Source organism: Micromonospora sp. SYSU B005, from assembly GCF_055362685.1.
This window is the reverse complement of record NZ_JAXCFU010000002.1, coordinates 115,787-132,138: the sequence shown is the minus strand read 5'-3', so window position 1 is coordinate 132,138 and position 16,352 is coordinate 115,787. Positions and strand designations below refer to the sequence as shown.

At 71.0% G+C, this 16,352-nt stretch carries 12 protein-coding genes; 1 reads left to right on the top strand and 11 read right to left on the bottom strand.

Annotated features, from left to right (window positions below; genetic code table 11):
- The 6 genes from yjfF to araB form a co-directional block, all read right to left on the bottom strand.
- Entirely contained in the window at nt 1–993 is a 993-nt protein-coding gene (yjfF, locus tag SM452_RS05810) for a galactofuranose ABC transporter, permease protein YjfF (RefSeq protein ID WP_013286824.1), read from the bottom strand.
- On the bottom strand, nt 990–2,060 hold the full coding sequence (locus SM452_RS05805) for an ABC transporter permease (protein ID WP_262011898.1): 1,071 nt from the start codon (nt 2,058–2,060) through the stop codon (nt 990–992). The genes yjfF and SM452_RS05805 overlap by 4 nt, the downstream gene beginning before the upstream one ends.
- The gene (locus SM452_RS05800) at nt 2,057–3,598 is read right to left on the bottom strand and encodes a sugar ABC transporter ATP-binding protein (RefSeq protein WP_262011899.1); all 1,542 of its coding nucleotides are present in this window, start codon (nt 3,596–3,598) and stop codon (nt 2,057–2,059) included. The genes SM452_RS05805 and SM452_RS05800 overlap by 4 nt, the downstream gene beginning before the upstream one ends.
- A gap of 71 nt (nt 3,599–3,669) precedes the next feature.
- Nucleotides 3,670–4,665, bottom strand: a complete 996-nt coding sequence (locus tag SM452_RS05795; protein WP_262011900.1) for an ABC transporter substrate-binding protein — start codon at nt 4,663–4,665, stop codon at nt 3,670–3,672.
- Between the two features lie 98 nt (nt 4,666–4,763).
- Nucleotides 4,764–5,435 carry an L-ribulose-5-phosphate 4-epimerase gene (locus SM452_RS05790; protein ID WP_366619540.1) on the bottom strand — a complete coding sequence of 224 codons (672 nt, stop codon included), beginning with the start codon at nt 5,433–5,435 and terminating at the stop codon, nt 4,764–4,766.
- On the bottom strand, nt 5,432–7,114 hold the full coding sequence (gene araB, locus SM452_RS05785) for a ribulokinase (RefSeq protein WP_262011902.1): 1,683 nt from the start codon (nt 7,112–7,114) through the stop codon (nt 5,432–5,434). Before araB ends, SM452_RS05790 begins: the two co-directional genes overlap by 4 nt.
- Before the next feature lie 654 nt (nt 7,115–7,768).
- Here araB and SM452_RS05780 point away from each other — a divergent pair.
- Entirely contained in the window at nt 7,769–9,424 is a 1,656-nt protein-coding gene (locus SM452_RS05780; protein ID WP_463839431.1) for a glycoside hydrolase family 27 protein, read from the top strand.
- Nucleotides 9,425–9,483: 59 nt separating this feature from the next.
- Here the strand turns inward: SM452_RS05780 and mmsB are convergent, their stop codons facing one another.
- From mmsB to SM452_RS05755, 5 genes are all read right to left on the bottom strand, one after another.
- On the bottom strand, nt 9,484–10,734 hold the full coding sequence (gene mmsB / locus SM452_RS05775; protein ID WP_262011904.1) for a multiple monosaccharide ABC transporter permease: 1,251 nt from the start codon (nt 10,732–10,734) through the stop codon (nt 9,484–9,486).
- Nucleotides 10,731–12,269, bottom strand: a complete 1,539-nt coding sequence (mmsA, locus tag SM452_RS05770; protein ID WP_262011905.1) for a multiple monosaccharide ABC transporter ATP-binding protein — start codon at nt 12,267–12,269, stop codon at nt 10,731–10,733. Before mmsA ends, mmsB begins: the two co-directional genes overlap by 4 nt.
- Before the next feature lie 84 nt (nt 12,270–12,353).
- Nucleotides 12,354–13,493: a multiple monosaccharide ABC transporter substrate-binding protein gene (gene chvE / locus SM452_RS05765; RefSeq protein WP_071094585.1), complete on the bottom strand. Its 1,140-nt coding sequence runs from the start codon at nt 13,491–13,493 to the stop codon at nt 12,354–12,356.
- Nucleotides 13,494–13,695: 202 nt separating this feature from the next.
- Nucleotides 13,696–15,048 (bottom strand): glycoside hydrolase family 10 protein, encoded by a 1,353-nt coding sequence (locus SM452_RS05760; RefSeq protein WP_463839430.1) that lies wholly within the window; start codon nt 15,046–15,048, stop codon nt 13,696–13,698.
- A gap of 170 nt (nt 15,049–15,218) precedes the next feature.
- Nucleotides 15,219–16,313 (bottom strand): oxidoreductase, encoded by a 1,095-nt coding sequence (locus SM452_RS05755; RefSeq protein ID WP_355514572.1) that lies wholly within the window; start codon nt 16,311–16,313, stop codon nt 15,219–15,221.
- Nucleotides 16,314–16,352 lie beyond the last annotated feature (39 nt).

Below are 16,352 nucleotides of genomic sequence, written 5' to 3'. Positions count from 1 at the left end.
TCACTTGAACCGGATGCCGATGAGGCGCTGGAGGAGGATGAACGCGAACAGCAGGCCGCCGATCACGATCTTGGTCCACCAGGAGTTGAGGCTGCCGTCGAACGTGATCAGCGTCTGGATCACGCCCAGCACCAGCACGCCGAGCACGGTGCCGAAGACGTATCCGGAGCCGCCGGTGAGCACGGTGCCGCCGATCACCACGGCGGCGATCACGTCCAGCTCCATCCCGACGGCGATCAGCGGCGCGCCGGACAGCGTGTAGAACGACAGCAGGATGCCGCCGATCGCCGAGCAGAGCCCGCTGATCGTGTAGACGGCGATCCGGGTCCGCGCCACCGGCAGGCCCATCAGCAGCGCCGACTGCGCGTTGCCGCCGACCGCGTACACGTTGCGGCCGAACCGGGTGTACGCCAGCACGTACGCCGCGATCAGCACCACCGCGAACGCGATCAGCACGCTGATCGACACGAAGTTGCCGGCCGGGTCGCCGATGCGCTGCTGCGACATCGAGGTCCAGAAACCGTCGGTGATGGAGATCGAGGCGTCGCTGATGAACGTGCACATGCCCCGGGCGAAGAACATCCCGGCGAGTGTCACGATGAACGGCTGGATCTCGAAGAAATGGATCGCGCAACCCATCAGGAAACCCAGCGTCGGGCCGATCAGCAGCGCGATCACCAGCACCAGGGCCGCGGGCAGGCCGTCGCGCAGCAGCGCCGCCGACACCATCGCGGTCATCGCCACCACCGATCCGACGGACAGGTCGATGCCGCCGGTGAGGATCACGAACGTCATGCCGACCGCGACGACGAGCAGGAAGCCGTTGTCGATGAAGACGTTGAAGACGACCTGGACGTTGGAGAAGGCGCGGTACTGGGACACGCCGATGCCGTACATGACCAGCAGCAGGGCGAGCGTGGCCAGCACCGGTACGTGCCGCCGGGGCAGGCTGGGCCGCCACGACCGGCCGGTGGTCAAGGACGTGCTGCTCATGCCGGCACCTGCTCCTTCTCCCGCTGCGGTGCCGCCGGGCCGGGTTCGGCCCCGCGCCGTCGCCGGCGCAGCCGGGCCCGGAACGCCGGGGCCTGCACGAGGCAGACGGCGATGACGACGACGGCCTTGAACAGCAGCGACGTCTGCGGCGAGATGTTCATCGCGTACACGGTGGTGGTCAGGGTCTGGATGATCAGCGCGCCGAGCACGGTGCCGCCGAGGGAGAACCGGCCGCCGGCCAGCGACGTGCCGCCGATGACGACGGCCAGGATCGCGTCGAGTTCGATCCACAGGCCGGCGGCGTTGCCGTCGGCGCTGGACACGTTCGCGGTGACCATGAAACCGGCGAGCGCGGCACAGGCGGCGCTGATCACGTAGACGAGGAAGACGATGCGCCGCGACCGGATGCCGGCGAGCCGGCTGGCCTCGGCGTTGCCGCCGACCGACTCGACGATCAGCCCGAGCGCGGTGCGGCGGGTGAACGCGGCCACGAGCAGCGCGGCGGCGAGCGCGATCAGGATGGCCAGCGGCAGCGTCAGGAAGTGCCCGAGCCCGATCGCCCGGTACGGACCGGAGTTGATGGTGATGATCTGGCCCTCGGTGACCAGCTGGGCGATGCCCCGCCCGGCCACCATGAGGATCAGCGTGGCGATGATCGGCTGGATGCCGATGACCGCCACGAGTATCCCGTTCCAGGCACCGAGCACCAGCGCGGCACCGAAGGCCAGTGCGAGCGCGGTGGCCACCGTGGCCGGGCTGCTCTGGTCGGCCGCCCCGCTGATGTGCAGGCAGGCGATCGCGCCGCTGATCGCGCAGAGCGAGCCGACCGACAGGTCGATGCCGCCGGTGGCGATGACGAGCGTCATCCCGAGCGCGACCAGGATCAGCGGCGCGCTCAGCCGGAGGATGTCGATCGGCGTGCCGTACAGGTGGCCGTTCTTGACCTCGACGGCGAGGAAGCCGGGACGGTAGACGGTGTTCGCGGCGATCATGACCACGAGCACGAGTGCCGGCCAGAACAGGCGGTGGCCGGTCAGCGGGCGGAGGCGGTCGGCGACGGCGGTCATGGGGTCACCTCCTCCCGGGGCGTTCCACTGGCGATGGTGCGCATGACGCGGTCGGCGTCGAGCGTGTCGTCGTTGTCGAGCTGAGCGACCATCTCCCGGTCGCGCATCACCGCGACCCGGTGGCTCAGGCGCAGCACCTCCTCCAGCTCGGCGGAGATGAACAGCACCGCCATGCCGCCGTCGGAGAGCTGCACCACCAGCTTCTGGATCTCGGCCTTGGCGCCGACGTCGATGCCGCGGGTCGGCTCGTCCAGGATCAGCAGGCGCGGCTCGGTGATCAGCCAGCGGGCCAGCAGCACCTTCTGCTGGTTGCCGCCGGAGAGGTTGCGCACCGGCAGCTCCGGGTTGGCGGGACGGATGCTCAGCGCCTCGACGTACCTGCGGACCAGCTCGTCCTGGCGGCGGCGCGGGATCGGACGCAGCCAGCCGCGCGCGGCCTGCATCGCCAGGATCATGTTCTCCCGGACGGTGAGTTCCGGGACGATGCCCTCGGCCCGGCGGTTCTCCGAGCAGAACCCGACGCCCTGGCCGATGGCCTGGATCGGGTTGCGGACCGGCGCCCGGCCGCCGTCGAGCCGGACCTGGCCGTGGTCGGCCCGGTCCGCGCCGAAGATCAGCCGCGCCACCTCGGTCCGGCCGGAGCCGAGCAGGCCGGCCAGGCCGACCACCTCGCCGGCGTGGATGCGCAGGCTGAACGGGGCGACCGCGCCGCGCCGGCCGAGTTCGGTGGCGTCCACGAGCGGGGCCGCACCGCCCGCGTCGAGGGTGGCGCGCTTCTGCTGCTCGTCGAGCCGCTCCAGCACGTCCAGCTCCTGCCCGATCATCTTCTCGACCAGGCTGAACTGCGGCAGCTCCTCGGTGCGGTACTCCCCCACGAGCTGGCCGTTGCGCAACACCGTGATCCGGTCGGCGATGCCGTAGACTTGGTCGAGGAAGTGGGTGACGAACAGGATCGCGATCCCCTCGTCGCGCAGTTGCCGCATGATCCGGAACAGCTGCGCGACCTCGCCGGCGTCCAGGCTGGACGTCGGTTCGTCCAGGATCAGTACCCGGGCCCGCACGTCGATCGCCCGGGCGATGGCGACCATCTGCTGCACCGCGAGCGAGTACGAGCCGAGCGGCGCGCCGACGTCGAGGTCGAGGTCGAGCCGGGCCAGCAGGTCGCGGGCCCGGCGGCGCATCTCGCCCCAGCGCACCGCGCCGAACCTGCGGGGTTCCCGGCCGATGAAGACGTTCTCCGCCACCGACAGGTTGGTGCAGAGGTTGATCTCCTGGTACACGGTGCTGACACCGGCCGCGGCGGCCTGCATCGGACCGGTGAACGAGACCTGCTCGCCGTCGAGCGTGACGACGCCCGCGTCGGTCCCGTAGACGCCGGTCAACACCTTGATCAGGGTGGACTTGCCGGCGCCGTTCTCGCCCATCAGGGCGTGGACCTCGCCCGGGAACAGCCGGAAGTCGACGTCGTGCAGCGCGCGGACCCCGGGGAAGGTCTTGCTGATGCCGGTCATGGTCAGGACCGGACGGTTACCCGTCATCCCATCGGACCTCTTCTTCGACGGTGGTGGTACGGGGGCCGCCGTCGGTTGCGACGGCGGCCCCCGGTGACTCAGTACTTGCGGTTGGGCAGTGCCTCCTTGGCCTGCTCCTGGGTGAACGTGGTCTCCTCGGTCTCGATCCGGGCGGGCACCTCCTCGCCGGCCTTGACCTTCTTGACCAGGTCCATCAGCTGCGGGCCGAGCAGCGGGCTGCACTCGGCGATGAAGTTGAACTTGCCGTCCGCGAGGGCCTGCATGCCGTCCTTCACCGCGTCGACGGTGATGATGGTGATGTCCTTGCCGGGCGTCTTGCCGGCCGCGGTGATCGCCTCGAGCGCGCCCAGGCCCATGTCGTCGTTGTGCGCGAAGAGCACATCGATCTTCGGGTTGGCCTTGAGGAACTGCTCCATCACCTGCTTGCCGCCGGCGCGGGTGAAGTCACCGGTCTGCGAAGCGACGATCTTCAGGTTGGGGTTGGCGGCGATCGCCTCGGCGAAGCCCTTCTTCCGGTCGTTTGCCGGCGCCGAGCCGGTCGTGCCCTGCAGCTCGACGATGTTGACCGGGCCGGACGCGGACTTCTTCTGCTCCACCAGCCACTCGCCGGCGAGGCGGCCCTCCTTGACGAAGTCCGAGCCGAGGAACGTCTTGTAGAGCGACTTGTCGGCCGAGTCGACGGCGCGGTCGGTCAGGATCACCGGGATCTTGGCGTCCTTGGCCTCCTTGAGCACGGTGTCCCAGCCGGACTCCACCACCGGCGAGAAGGCGATCACGTCGACCTTCTGCTGGATGAAGTTCCGGATCGCCTTGATCTGGTTCTCCTGCTTCTGCTGGGCGTCGTCGAACTTCAGCTCGATGCCCGCCTCGGCCGCCGCCTCCTTGATCGAGGTGGTGTTGGCGGTGCGCCAGCCACTCTCGGCGCCCACCTGGGAGAAGCCCAGGACGATCTTGTCGTTGCCGTCGCCGGAACCGCCGCCGGTGTCGCTGTTGCCGCACGCGGCCATGCTGGCGGCGAGCAGCACGCCGGCGAACGCCGCGATGACCGTGCGTGCCGTGCTCCTGCTTCTCATCGATTCTCCTCCGGGGGTTGGATGTTCCGGGCGCACGTCCGGCGGGGAGCCGGAGCGGCCCGGGTGTGGTGGTGGGGGGTGCGCGGCGCGGTCCGGGGTCAGTGCGCCGACGGGCGTTGGCCGTACACGTTCTGGTAGCGGTCGTAGAGCGAGTCGATGTCGGCCGGCGCGATCGGCACCGGCTGGCCGAGCGCCCGGGCCAGGTGTGCGGTGCGGGCCACGTCCTCGCACATCACCGCGGCCTTGACCGCCGCCCGGGCGTCACGGCCGATGGTGAAGACGCCGTGGTTGCGCATGAGCACCGCGGGTGAGCGGTGCCCGGACAGCGTGCTGACGATGCCCTTGCCGATGTCGTCGCCGCCGATCAGCGCGAACGGCCCGATCGGGATCTCCCCGCCGAACTCGTCGGCCTGCGCGGTCAGCCAGCACGGGATCGCCTCGCCGCGGGCCGCCCAGGCGGTGGCGTACCCGCTGTGCGTGTGCACGACGCCGCCGACCTCGGGCATCGCGCGGTAGACGTAGGCGTGCGCGGCGGTGTCGCTGGACGGGGCGCCGTCGCCGTCGACGACGGTGCCGTTGAGGTCGCAGACCACCATGGCCGCCGCGGTCAGGTCGTCGTAGTCGACGCCGCTGGGCTTGATGACCATCAGATCCTGACCGGGTACGCGGGCTGACACGTTGCCGGCGGTCCAGGCCACCAGGTCGTAGCGGGTCAGTTCGCGGTGCAGGCGCGCCACCGTCTCGCGCAGCGCGTCGACCTCGCTGTTCATCCGACCACCTCCAGGGTCGCGGCGGCGCGGTCCGCGGCGGCGTCGACCGCCGCGTTACGGATCGCCCGCAGGCGGAGCATGACGTCGTTCGCACCGCGGCCGAAGTGGTCGTGCAACGCGCGGTACTCGGCGTACAGGGCGTCGTAGGCCCGGACGTTCTCCGGTACGGGCCGGTAGACGGCCTCGTCGATGCGCCCCATCGCGGCGGACGCCTCGTGGATCGTCGGGTACGCCCCGGCGGCGACAGCCGCGTGGATGGCCGAGCCGAGCGCCGGGCCCTGGGCGGAACCGATGATGCTCAGCGGCCGGTCGGTGACGTCGGCGTAGATCTGCATGAGCAGCCGGTTGGAGGTGAGCCCACCGGCCACCACCAGGTCGTCGACGGGCACACCGGCCTGCGCGAACGCCTCGACGATCATCCGGGTGCCGTACGCCGTGGACTCCAGCAGCGCGCGGTAGACGTCCGGCGGCCGGGTGGCGAGCGTCAGCCCGACGATCATCCCGCTCAGGTCGTGGTTGACCAGCAGGGACCGGTTGCCGTTCCACCAGTCCAGCGCCACCAGGCCGTGCGCGCCGACCGGCTGGGCGGCGGCGGCCTCGGTGAGCCGCTCGTGCGAGTCGAACCCGGCCGGGGCGGCGTGGCGGACGAACCAGCCGAAGATGTCCCCCACGCCGCTCTGCCCGGCCTCGAAGCCCCAGGCGCCGGGGCTGATGCCGCCGTCGACCACGCCGCACATGCCCGGCACCTCGGCCGGGTGGGTGCCGTTGAGGACGTGGCAGGTGGAGGTGCCCATGATGGCGACCAGCCGGCCGGGCCGCAGCGCCTGGGCCGACGCGGCGGTGACGTGGGCGTCGACGTTGCCGGCCGCGACCGCGATGCCCTCGGGCAGCCCGGTCCAGGCGGCGGCGCGGGCGCTGAGCGTGCCGGCCCGCGCGCCCAGCGGCAGCAGCGGACCGTCCAGCTTGGTCACGAAGTCGGCGAAGCCGGGGTCGAGCGCGGACAGGTAGTCCGCCGACGGGTAGCGGCCGTCCTGCCGGATGCCCTTGTAGCCGGCCGTGCAGACGTTGCGCGTCTCGGCGCCGCAGAGCTGCCACACGATCCAGTCGGCGGCCTCGATGAAGCGCTCGGCCCGGCGGTAGACCTCCGGGTCCTCCTCCAGGATCTGCAGGCCCTTGGCGAACTGCCACTCGGCGGAGATCTTGCCGCCGTAGCGGCCGAGCCACGGCTCGCCGCGTTCGGCCGCCAGCGCGTTGATCCGGTCGGCGTGCGGCTGCGCGGCGTGGTGCTTCCAGAGCTTCACCCAGGCGTGCGGCCGGTCGCGCAGTTGCGGGATCTCGCACAGCGGTGTGCCGTCGGCGAGCGTCGGGAGCACGGTGCACGCGGTGAAGTCGATGCCGATGCCCACCACCCGGGACGGGTCCACGCCGGATTCGGCGAGCGCGGCCGGCACCGCGTGGCGCAGCACGTCGCGGTAGTCGTCCGGGTCCTGGAGGGCCCAGTCCGGGGGCAGCGCCGGGCCGCCGTCGGGAAGCGCGGTCTCGATGACCCCGCGCCGGTACTCGTGCACCGCCGTACCGAGTTCGGCACCGTCCCGGACGCGTACCACGAGCGCCCGCCCGGACAGCGTGCCGAAATCGACACCGATCACGTACCGGTCGGACGCGTCCACTTCGCTCATTTGCACCTCCGCCGTGTCACGGAGTTAGTGTTAGCGCTCACATATACATCCGTCAAGACACCTCCGGGCAACAGCTACGTAACGAGGAACCACCCTCGCCGGACCACCGCGGCCGGGCGGCACGGACCGGCGGGGCCGCGCCCGGAGGAGATCCACACGGACGCGTGCCCGGTCCGGCCGCCGGGCCCCGGCGAGCGCCTTGTTAGCGACAACAATCGATGCCTTAGTGGATCGTCGGGCCGCCGCGATCGGCGCTGCGGACTCCGAGCCGCAGCGAGGGCCTCCCGAGGTCGCACAGCGCCCCTCAGCGGCACTTTTCCCGGCCCCGGCACCCACGCGAACGGTTGCCGGCACGGGCCGCACGGACCTCATCGCTATTTACAGGGTTTGATGTCAGCGATAACATTCTCGCCATCCCTGCTTCGTGGCGCCGCCGTCCGGGAAACCCCGGCGCCGCAGCCGGGCGGCGACGCGGACGGCGACCCCGTCGACCGCCGGACCCCACCACCCACGAACGCCCGCCGGTGACCGGCCGGCCCCTCTCCACTGCCGTGCCGCGTACGTCCCCGCGCATCCCGGGCGACGCCACGCGACCGGCGGGCCGCTCCCAACCGGACGCCGGCACGGCCGGCGCCCGGCGACCGAGGAGGATCAGTGCGCAGATGGACCCGACGGACGCTCGCCGTCCTGGGCGTCGCGGCGGTGGCGCTCGCCGCGACAGTCACCGACCAGGCTGTGGCCCCGCGTCCCGCCCGGGCGTTGGACAACGGCGTCGCCCGTACCCCGCCGATGGGGTGGAACACCTGGAACACCTTCGGCTGCAACATCAACGAGACCCTCATCCGCCAGACCGCCGACGCGATGGTCAGCAACGGCCTGCGCGACCTCGGCTACAAATACGTCGTCGTGGACGACTGCTGGTTCGACCCGAACCGGGACGCGCAGGGCAACCTCCAGGCGCACCCGCAGCGGTTCCCCAGCGGGATGAAGTCCCTCGGTGACTACCTGCACGCCCGGGGCCTGCTGTTCGGCATCTACCAGGTGCCGCTGGACAAGACCTGCGCCCAGGTCGGCGGCGCGTTCCCCGGCGCCACCGGCAGCCTCAACCACGAGTACCAGGACGCGCGGCAGTTCGCCGCCTGGGGCGTGGACTACCTCAAGTACGACTGGTGCTCCGGCACCGGCACCATCAACGACCAGGTGGCGCGGTTCGGCATCATGCGCGACGCGCTGGCCTCCACCGGCCGGCCGATCGTCTACAGCATCAACCCCAACAGCTACCACGCCAAGACCGGGCCGCAGCGCAACTGGAGCGACGTGGCGAACCTCTGGCGGACCACAGAGGACATCACCAACGCGTGGAACACCGGCCAGACGAACGGCTACCCGATGGGCATCCAGAACATCGTCGACGTCACGGTGCCGCTGGCCGGTTACGCCGCGCCGGGCGGATTCAACGACCCGGACATGCTCGAGGTCGGCCGAGGGGGCATGAACGACACCGAGATGCGCAGCCACTTCGCGCTCTGGGCGGTCCTGGCCGCGCCGCTGATGATGGGCAACGACGTACGGTCGGCGAACGCCGCCACGCTGGCGATCCTGCGCAACGCGAACCTGGTCGCGATCAACCAGGACGCGCTCGGCCGCCAGGCGGCCCAGGTCTCCTTCGACGGCACCCGGCGGGTGCTGGCCAAGCCGCTGGCAAACGGCGACGTGGCGGTCGCCCTGTTCAACCAGGGCGGCTCGACCACCACCGTCTCCACCACGGCGGCGGCGGTGGGCAAGAGCGGCAGTTCCTTCACGCTGCGCGACGCGTGGACCGACGCCACCTCCACCAGCACCGGCACGATCTCCGCCAGCGTGCCCGCGCACGGCACCGTGGTCTACCGGGTCAGCGGGGGCGGCACCACCACCCCGCCGCCGGTCCCGACCACGTTCCGGCTGCGCAGCGAGTCGTCCGGCCGGTGCCTCGACGTGGACAACGCCGGCACCGCCAACGGCACCGGGACGCTGATCTGGGACTGCCACAACAACGCAAACCAGCAGTTCACCGCCAACGGGCAGGCGTTGCAGGTGCTCGGCAAGTGCCTGGACGTGCCGACGAGCGCGACGGCCGGCACCCGGGTGCAGATCTGGGACTGCAACGGCGGCACCAACCAGCAGTGGACCGTCAACGGCAACGGCACGGTGAGCAACGGGCGCTTCCCGTCGCTGTGCCTGGACGTCGACAACGCGGGCACCGCCAACGGCACCCGGGTGATCGTCTGGACCTGCCACGGCAACGCCAACCAACGGTGGAGCCGGGCGTGAGCGGCTACGGCCGGTGAACGGCGGTCGGCCGGACGAAGGGGCGAGCCTCCGGCCGGCCGTCACCGGGCGCCGGCCGCCCGGCGCTTGTTCCAGATGTCGAACGCCACTGCGACGAGCAGCACCAGGCCCTTGACCACCGACTGGACGGACTGGTCGACGCCCATGAGCTGCATCCCGTTGCTCATCACCGCCATGATCAGGCCACCCACCATGGCGCCGACCACGGTGCCGACGCCGCCGGTGACGGCCGCGCCGCCGATGAACGCCGCCGCGATCGCGTCCAGCTCGAACATGTTGCCCGCCGCCGGCTGGGCCCCGTTCGAGCGGGACGAGTAGATGACACCCGCCACGGCGGACAGGAAGCCCATGTTGACGAAGATCCAGAAGTTGACCCGCTTCACCCGTACGCCGGACAGCATCGCCGCGGGCAGGTTGCCGCCGATGGCGTACACCTGGCGGCCGAACACCGTGCGGCGGGTGAGCAGGCCGTAGACGAGCACGAGCACGGCGAGCACGATCAGCACGATCGGCAGGCCCCGGGCGTGGGCGAGCTGCCAGGCGAACCACATGACCACGGCGCCGACCACCACGATCCGCAGGACGAACAGCGGGAACGACTCCACCGGCTGCTCGTGGCGCACCCGGGCGACCCGGGTCCGGAACACGGCCACCGCGTACCCGACCACGGCGAACGCGCCGATGAACAGTGTGAAGGCGTCGTAGCCCTGGCCGCCCAGCAGGCCGTTGAGGAAGCCGGCCGCGACCCGCTGGTACTCCTCCGGGAACGGCGACAGCGAGATGTTGTCCAGCACGCGCAGCGTCAGGCCGCGGAACAGCAGCATGCCGGCCAGGGTGACGATGAACGCCGGGATGCCGGCGTACGCGACCCAGAGCCCGTGCCACGCGCCGACCGCGACGCCCACCGCGAGCGCGGCCAGGACGCCGGCCCACCAGGGCATGCCCTCGCGGATGACCAGCACCGCCGAGACCGCTCCGGTGAGCGCCACCACCGATCCCACGGACAGGTCGATGTGGCCGCCGATGATCACGATGACCATGCCGATCGCGAGCACCAGGATGTAGGAGTACTGCAGGACGATGTTCGTCAGGTTGCCGGGGCTCAGCGAGACGCCGTCGGTGAGGACGGCGAACAACGCGACGATCACCACCAGGGCGATGTAGATGCCGCTCTGCCGCAGGTTGCCCAGGATCAGCGCGCGCGGGTCGCTGGTGCCGGTGTGCAGGGTCGCCGCCGCGCCGGTGTCCGGCGTGGCGACCTTCGTGGCGGGAGGAGGCTTCGTGCTGGTCATCGGACGAGATCCCTGTCCTTGGTCATGAGTTCCATCAGGTTCTCCTGGGTGGCCTCGGCCACCGGCGTCTCCCCGGTGATCCGGCCGGCCGCCAGGGTGTAGATGCGGTCGCACATGCCGAGCAGCTCGGGCAGTTCGGAGGAGATGAGCACGACGGCCTTGCCGTCGGCCACCAGCCGGTTGACGATCGTGTAGATCTCGAACTTCGCGCCCACGTCGATGCCCCGGGTCGGCTCGTCGAGGATCAGCACGTCCGGGTCGGTGAACAGCCACTTCGCCAGCACGACCTTCTGCTGGTTGCCGCCGGAGAGCTTGCCCACCACCGACATCACCGTCGGCGCCTTGATGTTCATGTCGCGCCGGCCCCGCTCGGCGACCTGGATCTCGCGGTTGCCGTCGATCCAGCCGCGCCGGGCCAGCTTGTCGAGCGCGGCGGCCGAGACGTTGCCGCGGACGTCGTCGATGAGGTTGAGGCCGTAGTGCTTGCGGTCCTCGGTGGCGTACGCGATGCCGTTGGCGATGGCCTCGGCGACAGTGCGCGCCCGTACCTCACGGCCCCTGACGAACAGCCGGCCCCTGATGTCCCGGCCGTACGCCCGGCCGAACACGCTCATCGCCAGCTCGGTGCGCCCGGCGCCCATCAGGCCGGCGATGCCGACGACCTCACCGGCGCGCACGTGCAGCGACGCCCGGTCGACGACCAGGCGGTCCTGGGTCGGGTGGCGCACCGACCAGTCCTCGATCCGCAGCACCTCGTCGCCGGGCGTCACGCTGCGGGTCGGGTAGAAGGCGGCCAGGTCGCGCCCGACCATGCCGCGGATGATCCGGTCCTGGGTGACGGCGCCGTCGGACATGTCCAGCGTCTCGACGGTACGGCCGTCGCGGATGACAGTGGTCGAGTCGGCGACGGCGGTGATCTCGCCTAGCTTGTGCGAGATCATGATGCAGGTGATGCCCTGGTCGCGCAGCCGGCGCATCAGGTCCAGCAGGTGCGCCGAGTCGACGTCGTTGAGTGCCGCCGTGGGCTCGTCGAGGATCAGCAGCCGCACCTTCTTGGACAGCGCCTTGGCGATCTCCACGAGCTGCTGCTTGCCGACGCCGAGCTGGATGACCGGGGTGACCGGGTTCTCGTGCAGCCCGACCGACCGCAGCAGCGCCGCGGCCTCCGCGTTGGTCCGGTGCCAGTCGATCAGCCCGCCGCGGCCGCGGCGCTCGTTGCCGAGGAAGATGTTCTCGGCGATCGACAGGTAGGGCACCAGGGCGAGTTCCTGGTGGATGATCACGATGCCGCGGGCCTCGCTGTCCTGGATCCCCCGGAACCCGACCGGCTCGCCGTCGAAGACGATCTGGCCGTCGTAGCTGCCCGCCGGGTAGACCCCGGACAGCACCTTCATCAGGGTGGACTTGCCGGCGCCGTTCTCACCGCAGATCGCGTGGATCTCGCCACGCCGTACGGCGAGCGAGACGTCCTGGAGCGCGGCCACGCCCGGGAAGGTCTTCGTGATGCCCCGCATCTCGAGGATGTGATCGCTCATGGGTATCCGTCCTGCTCGTGGTCGAGGTGTCCGGAGCGGACGGGCCCGGTGGCGCGGTGGCCGCCGGGCCCGTCGCCGCGCGGGTCAGCCGGCCCGTCCGGCGGCGACCTCCTGCTCGGTCAGGTAGCCGGAGTCGATCAGGACGGACTTGATGTCCTCCTTGTAGACGGTCTGCACCGGCAGCAGGAACGCGGGCACGACCTTGACGCCGTTGTTGTACGCCTTGGTCTCGTTGGCCTTCGGCTCCTCCTTGCGCAGGAACGCCTCGGCGGCGATGACCGCCTGCTCGGCCAGCAGCCGGGTGTCCTTGAACACCGTCGAGCTCTGCACGCCGTCGTTGATCAGCTTGACCGAGGCGACCTCGGCGTCCTGGCCGGTCACCACCGGCATCTTCTTGGCGCCGCCGCGGTAGCCGGCGTTCTGCAGCGCGGTGATGATGCCGCGGGACAGGCCGTCGAACGGCGACAGCACGCCGTCGACCTTGCTGCCGTCGTTGTAGCTGGAGGTGAGCAGGTCCTCCATCCGCTTCTGCGCGGTCTCCTGCTGCCAGCGCAGGATGGCGGCCTGCTCGATCTTGGTCTGCCCCGACTTGACCTTCAGCGTGCCGGCGTCGAAGTACGGCTTGAGCGTGTCCATCGCGCCGTTGAAGAAGAAGCCGGCGTTGTTGTCGTCCAGCGAGCCGGCGAACAGCTCCACGTTGAACGGGCCGGTCGCGGTGCCCTTGGCGCCGTCCTTGGTGAGCAGGCCGAGGCCGACCAGGAGCGCGTTGGCCTGCGCCACGCCGACCTTGTAGTTGTCGAAGCTGACGTAGAAGCTCACGTTCGGGCTGTTGCGGATGAGCCGGTCGTAGGAGATGACCGGGATCTTCGCGGCCGCGGCGGCCTGGAGCTGGCCGCTGAGCGCGGTGCCGTCGATCGGGGCGATGACCAGCACGTCCGCGCCCTGCGTGATCATCTGGTCGATCTGCTGCGACTGGGTCGGGATGTCGTCCCCGGCGTACTGCAGGTCGACCTTGTAGCCCTTGGCCTGGAGCTTCTCCTTCACCGAGTTGCCGTCGGCGATCCATCGTTCCGAGGTCTGCGTCGGCATCGAGACGCCGATCGTCAGGTCGCCGGGCTTGGCCGAGCTGGTGTCTCCGCCGCCTCCCGCGCCCTCGCCGCTGCAGGCGGCCAGGCTGATCGCGAGCGCGGCACCGCTGAGTGCGGCCAGAAGTCGTCTGCGCACGAGCGTCCTCCCTGTCGTGGCGGTCCCTGTGACACAGGTAACCCTCACAGGGGAGTGTTAACGCTCACAAGTTGCCCCGTCAACCAATCGCGCGAAATGCGCATGTCTCTTTCTCGTAACAGAGACGGCGGTCCAGGTCGGACGGGACGGCGTGGCGGAGCACCGCGAGGGCGGCGCGCGCCGCCCTCGCGGTGGCCCCGGCTCAGGTCGCGGAGCAGGTGGGCGTCATGCCCGATCCGCTGCCGTTGCCCTGGAACCCGAACTCGGTGCTCTGACCGGCGCCGAGCTGGCCGTTGTAGTCCACGTTCGCGAACCGCACCGTGCCGCTGTTACCGCTCGCCGTCGCGCTCCAGGTGTTGGTGATGCTCGCGCCGCCCGGCAACGTCATGGTGACCGTCCATCCCCGGGTGCCCGACGAGCCGGCTGTCACCTTCACGTTGGCGACGAAGCCACCGGTCCAGGAGTTCAGCGTCACCGAGGCCGAACATCCACCCTGGCCCGGCGGCGGGGTCGTCGGGTTGTTCGGCGGCGGCGTCGTGGTCGGCGGCGGGTTGTTGCCGCCGGCGTTCAGCGCGTCGAGCACCGCGTTGTACGCCGCCTTCTTGTTGCCCGAGCAGTCGAACAGCAGCGCGTTGTCCGAGCCGCGCCACGAGTCGCAGTCCCGGACGCCCCACACCGTGATGCCGGTGCAGCGCGACACCGCCAGGCAGGCGCGGGTCACGGCGGCGTAGATGTTCGCCTGGTTCCCGCCGGTCATCACGTCCAGCTCGGTGATCTGCACCTCGACGCCCAGGTCCGCGAAGCGCTGGAGGTTGGCCTGGTAGTCACCGGGGATCGTGGTGCCCAGGTGCGACTGGAAGCCGACGCAGTCGATCGGCACGCCGCGCGACTTGAAGTCGCGGACCATGTTGTAGATACCGGTCGACTTCGCGTTGATGCCGTCGGTGTTGTAGTCGTTGTAGCAGAGCTTCGCGCCCGGGTCCGCGGCGCGGGCCGCCCGGAACGCCGCCTCGATCCAGTCGTTGCCGGTGCGCTGCAGGTTCGAGTCGCGGCGCCCGCCGCTGCCGCCGTCGGCGAACGCCTCGTTCACCACGTCCCAGGCGTAGATCTGCCCGCGGAAGTGGGTGGCGACCTGGGTGACGTGGTTGATCGCGGCGTTGCGCAGCGCGCTGCCGGACAGGCCCTGCGCCCACGACGGCTGCTGCTGGTGCCAGAGCAGCGCGTGCCCGCGCACCGACATGCCGTTCGCGCGGGCGTGGCTGACCAGCCGGTCGCCGCCGGTGTAGCTGAACCGCCCCTGCTGCGGCTCGGTGGCGTCCCACTTCATCTCGTTCTCGGCCACCACGGAGTTGAACTCGCGGTTCAGCACAGTGGCGTACGTGTTGTCGGACAGCTTGCCGGTGGCGACCGCGGCGCCGAAGTAACGGCCCTTCTCGGCCGCCGACGCGCGCAGCGTGGTGCCGGCGCTCGCGGACGGCGCCAGGGCCACCGCCATCCCGGCGGCGAGCGCGCCGGCCAGGATGCCGGTGGTCAGCAAGGCTCTCTTTCGTCTCATGCGGATTCCTCTTCCGGGGGTTACGCGATGGTGGTGGTGCGAGTCCCCGACCCCGCGTCCGGTGACGGTGTCGAGGTACGCCCAGCGCGGCTCGCCCGGTGAGCCTTGCGGCGCTCATGCCCTGCCATCGACTGTGAGCGATAACATCCCCCGGCGTCAACCCCTGCCGCCTAGGGATAGACGTCCTCGTGCGCCTTGCGGTAGTCGACGATCTCGTCCAGCCGGCCGGCCACGGCGTGCGTCACCCAGGCCGGGTTGCCGAGCAGCGCGCGGCCCAGCGCGACCAGGTCGAACTCCCCGTCCGCCAGCCGCGCGGCCAGGCCCGCCACCGACTCCGGGCCGTCCGGGCGCAGGAAGTCCCGCCGCAGCCCGACCGAGCCGACGGTGATCGACGGCAGGCCGGTGAGCCGCTTCGCCCAGCCGGCCAGGTTCAGCGGCGAGCCGGGGAACGCCGGCTGCCAGAAGCGGCGCTGCGAGGCGTGCAGCACGTCCGCGCCGGCCTCGGCGAACGCCCCGAGGATCCGCGCCAGCTCGGCCGGGGTCTCGGCGATCCGCGCGTCGAACGCGCGCTCCTTGAACTGGGAGAACCGCACGATCACCGGCCGGTTTGCCGGGACCTGCGCGCGTACCGCGCGCACCACCGCCGCCGGGAACGCCGCCCGCCGCTCCGGCGAGCCGCCGAACGCGTCGGTCCGGCGGTTCGTGTACGGCCACAGGAACTCGTCCAGCAGGTAACCGTGCGCGGCGTGGATCTCGATCGCGTCGAACCCGGCCCGCACCGCGACCCCTGCCGCGTCCGCGTACGCCGCGAGCAGCACGTCCACGTCGGCGGCGGTCATCGCGTGCGGCGCCGGGCGGCCCGGCTCGCGTACCCCCGAGGGGGTCCACGCCGGACGGCCGTCCACCGGCTCGCGCAGGCTGCCCAGGTGCCACAGCTGCGCGGCGATCCGGCCGCCGGCGGCGTGCACCGCCTCGACCACGCCCCGCCAGCCGGCCTCGGCCGCACCGGCGGTCATCCGCGGCACGGTGTCCTCGTGGCCGGCGCTGGGATGGTCGACCAGCACGCCCTCGGTGACGATCAGGCCGATGCCCGCCGCGGCGCGGCGGCGGTAGTAGCCGGCCATCTCCGGCGTCGGCACGCCACCGGGCGCGCGGTTACGGGTCATCGGCGCCATCACGAAGCGGGACGGCACCGGCAGCCCGGCGACGGTGACGGGTGCCAGCAGCGGCGCCAGCGGCGAGGCGGTGTCCAGAGTCGCGTTCATGACCCGACGCTAGGAGTTGACACCGGTGTCAAGGGCAAG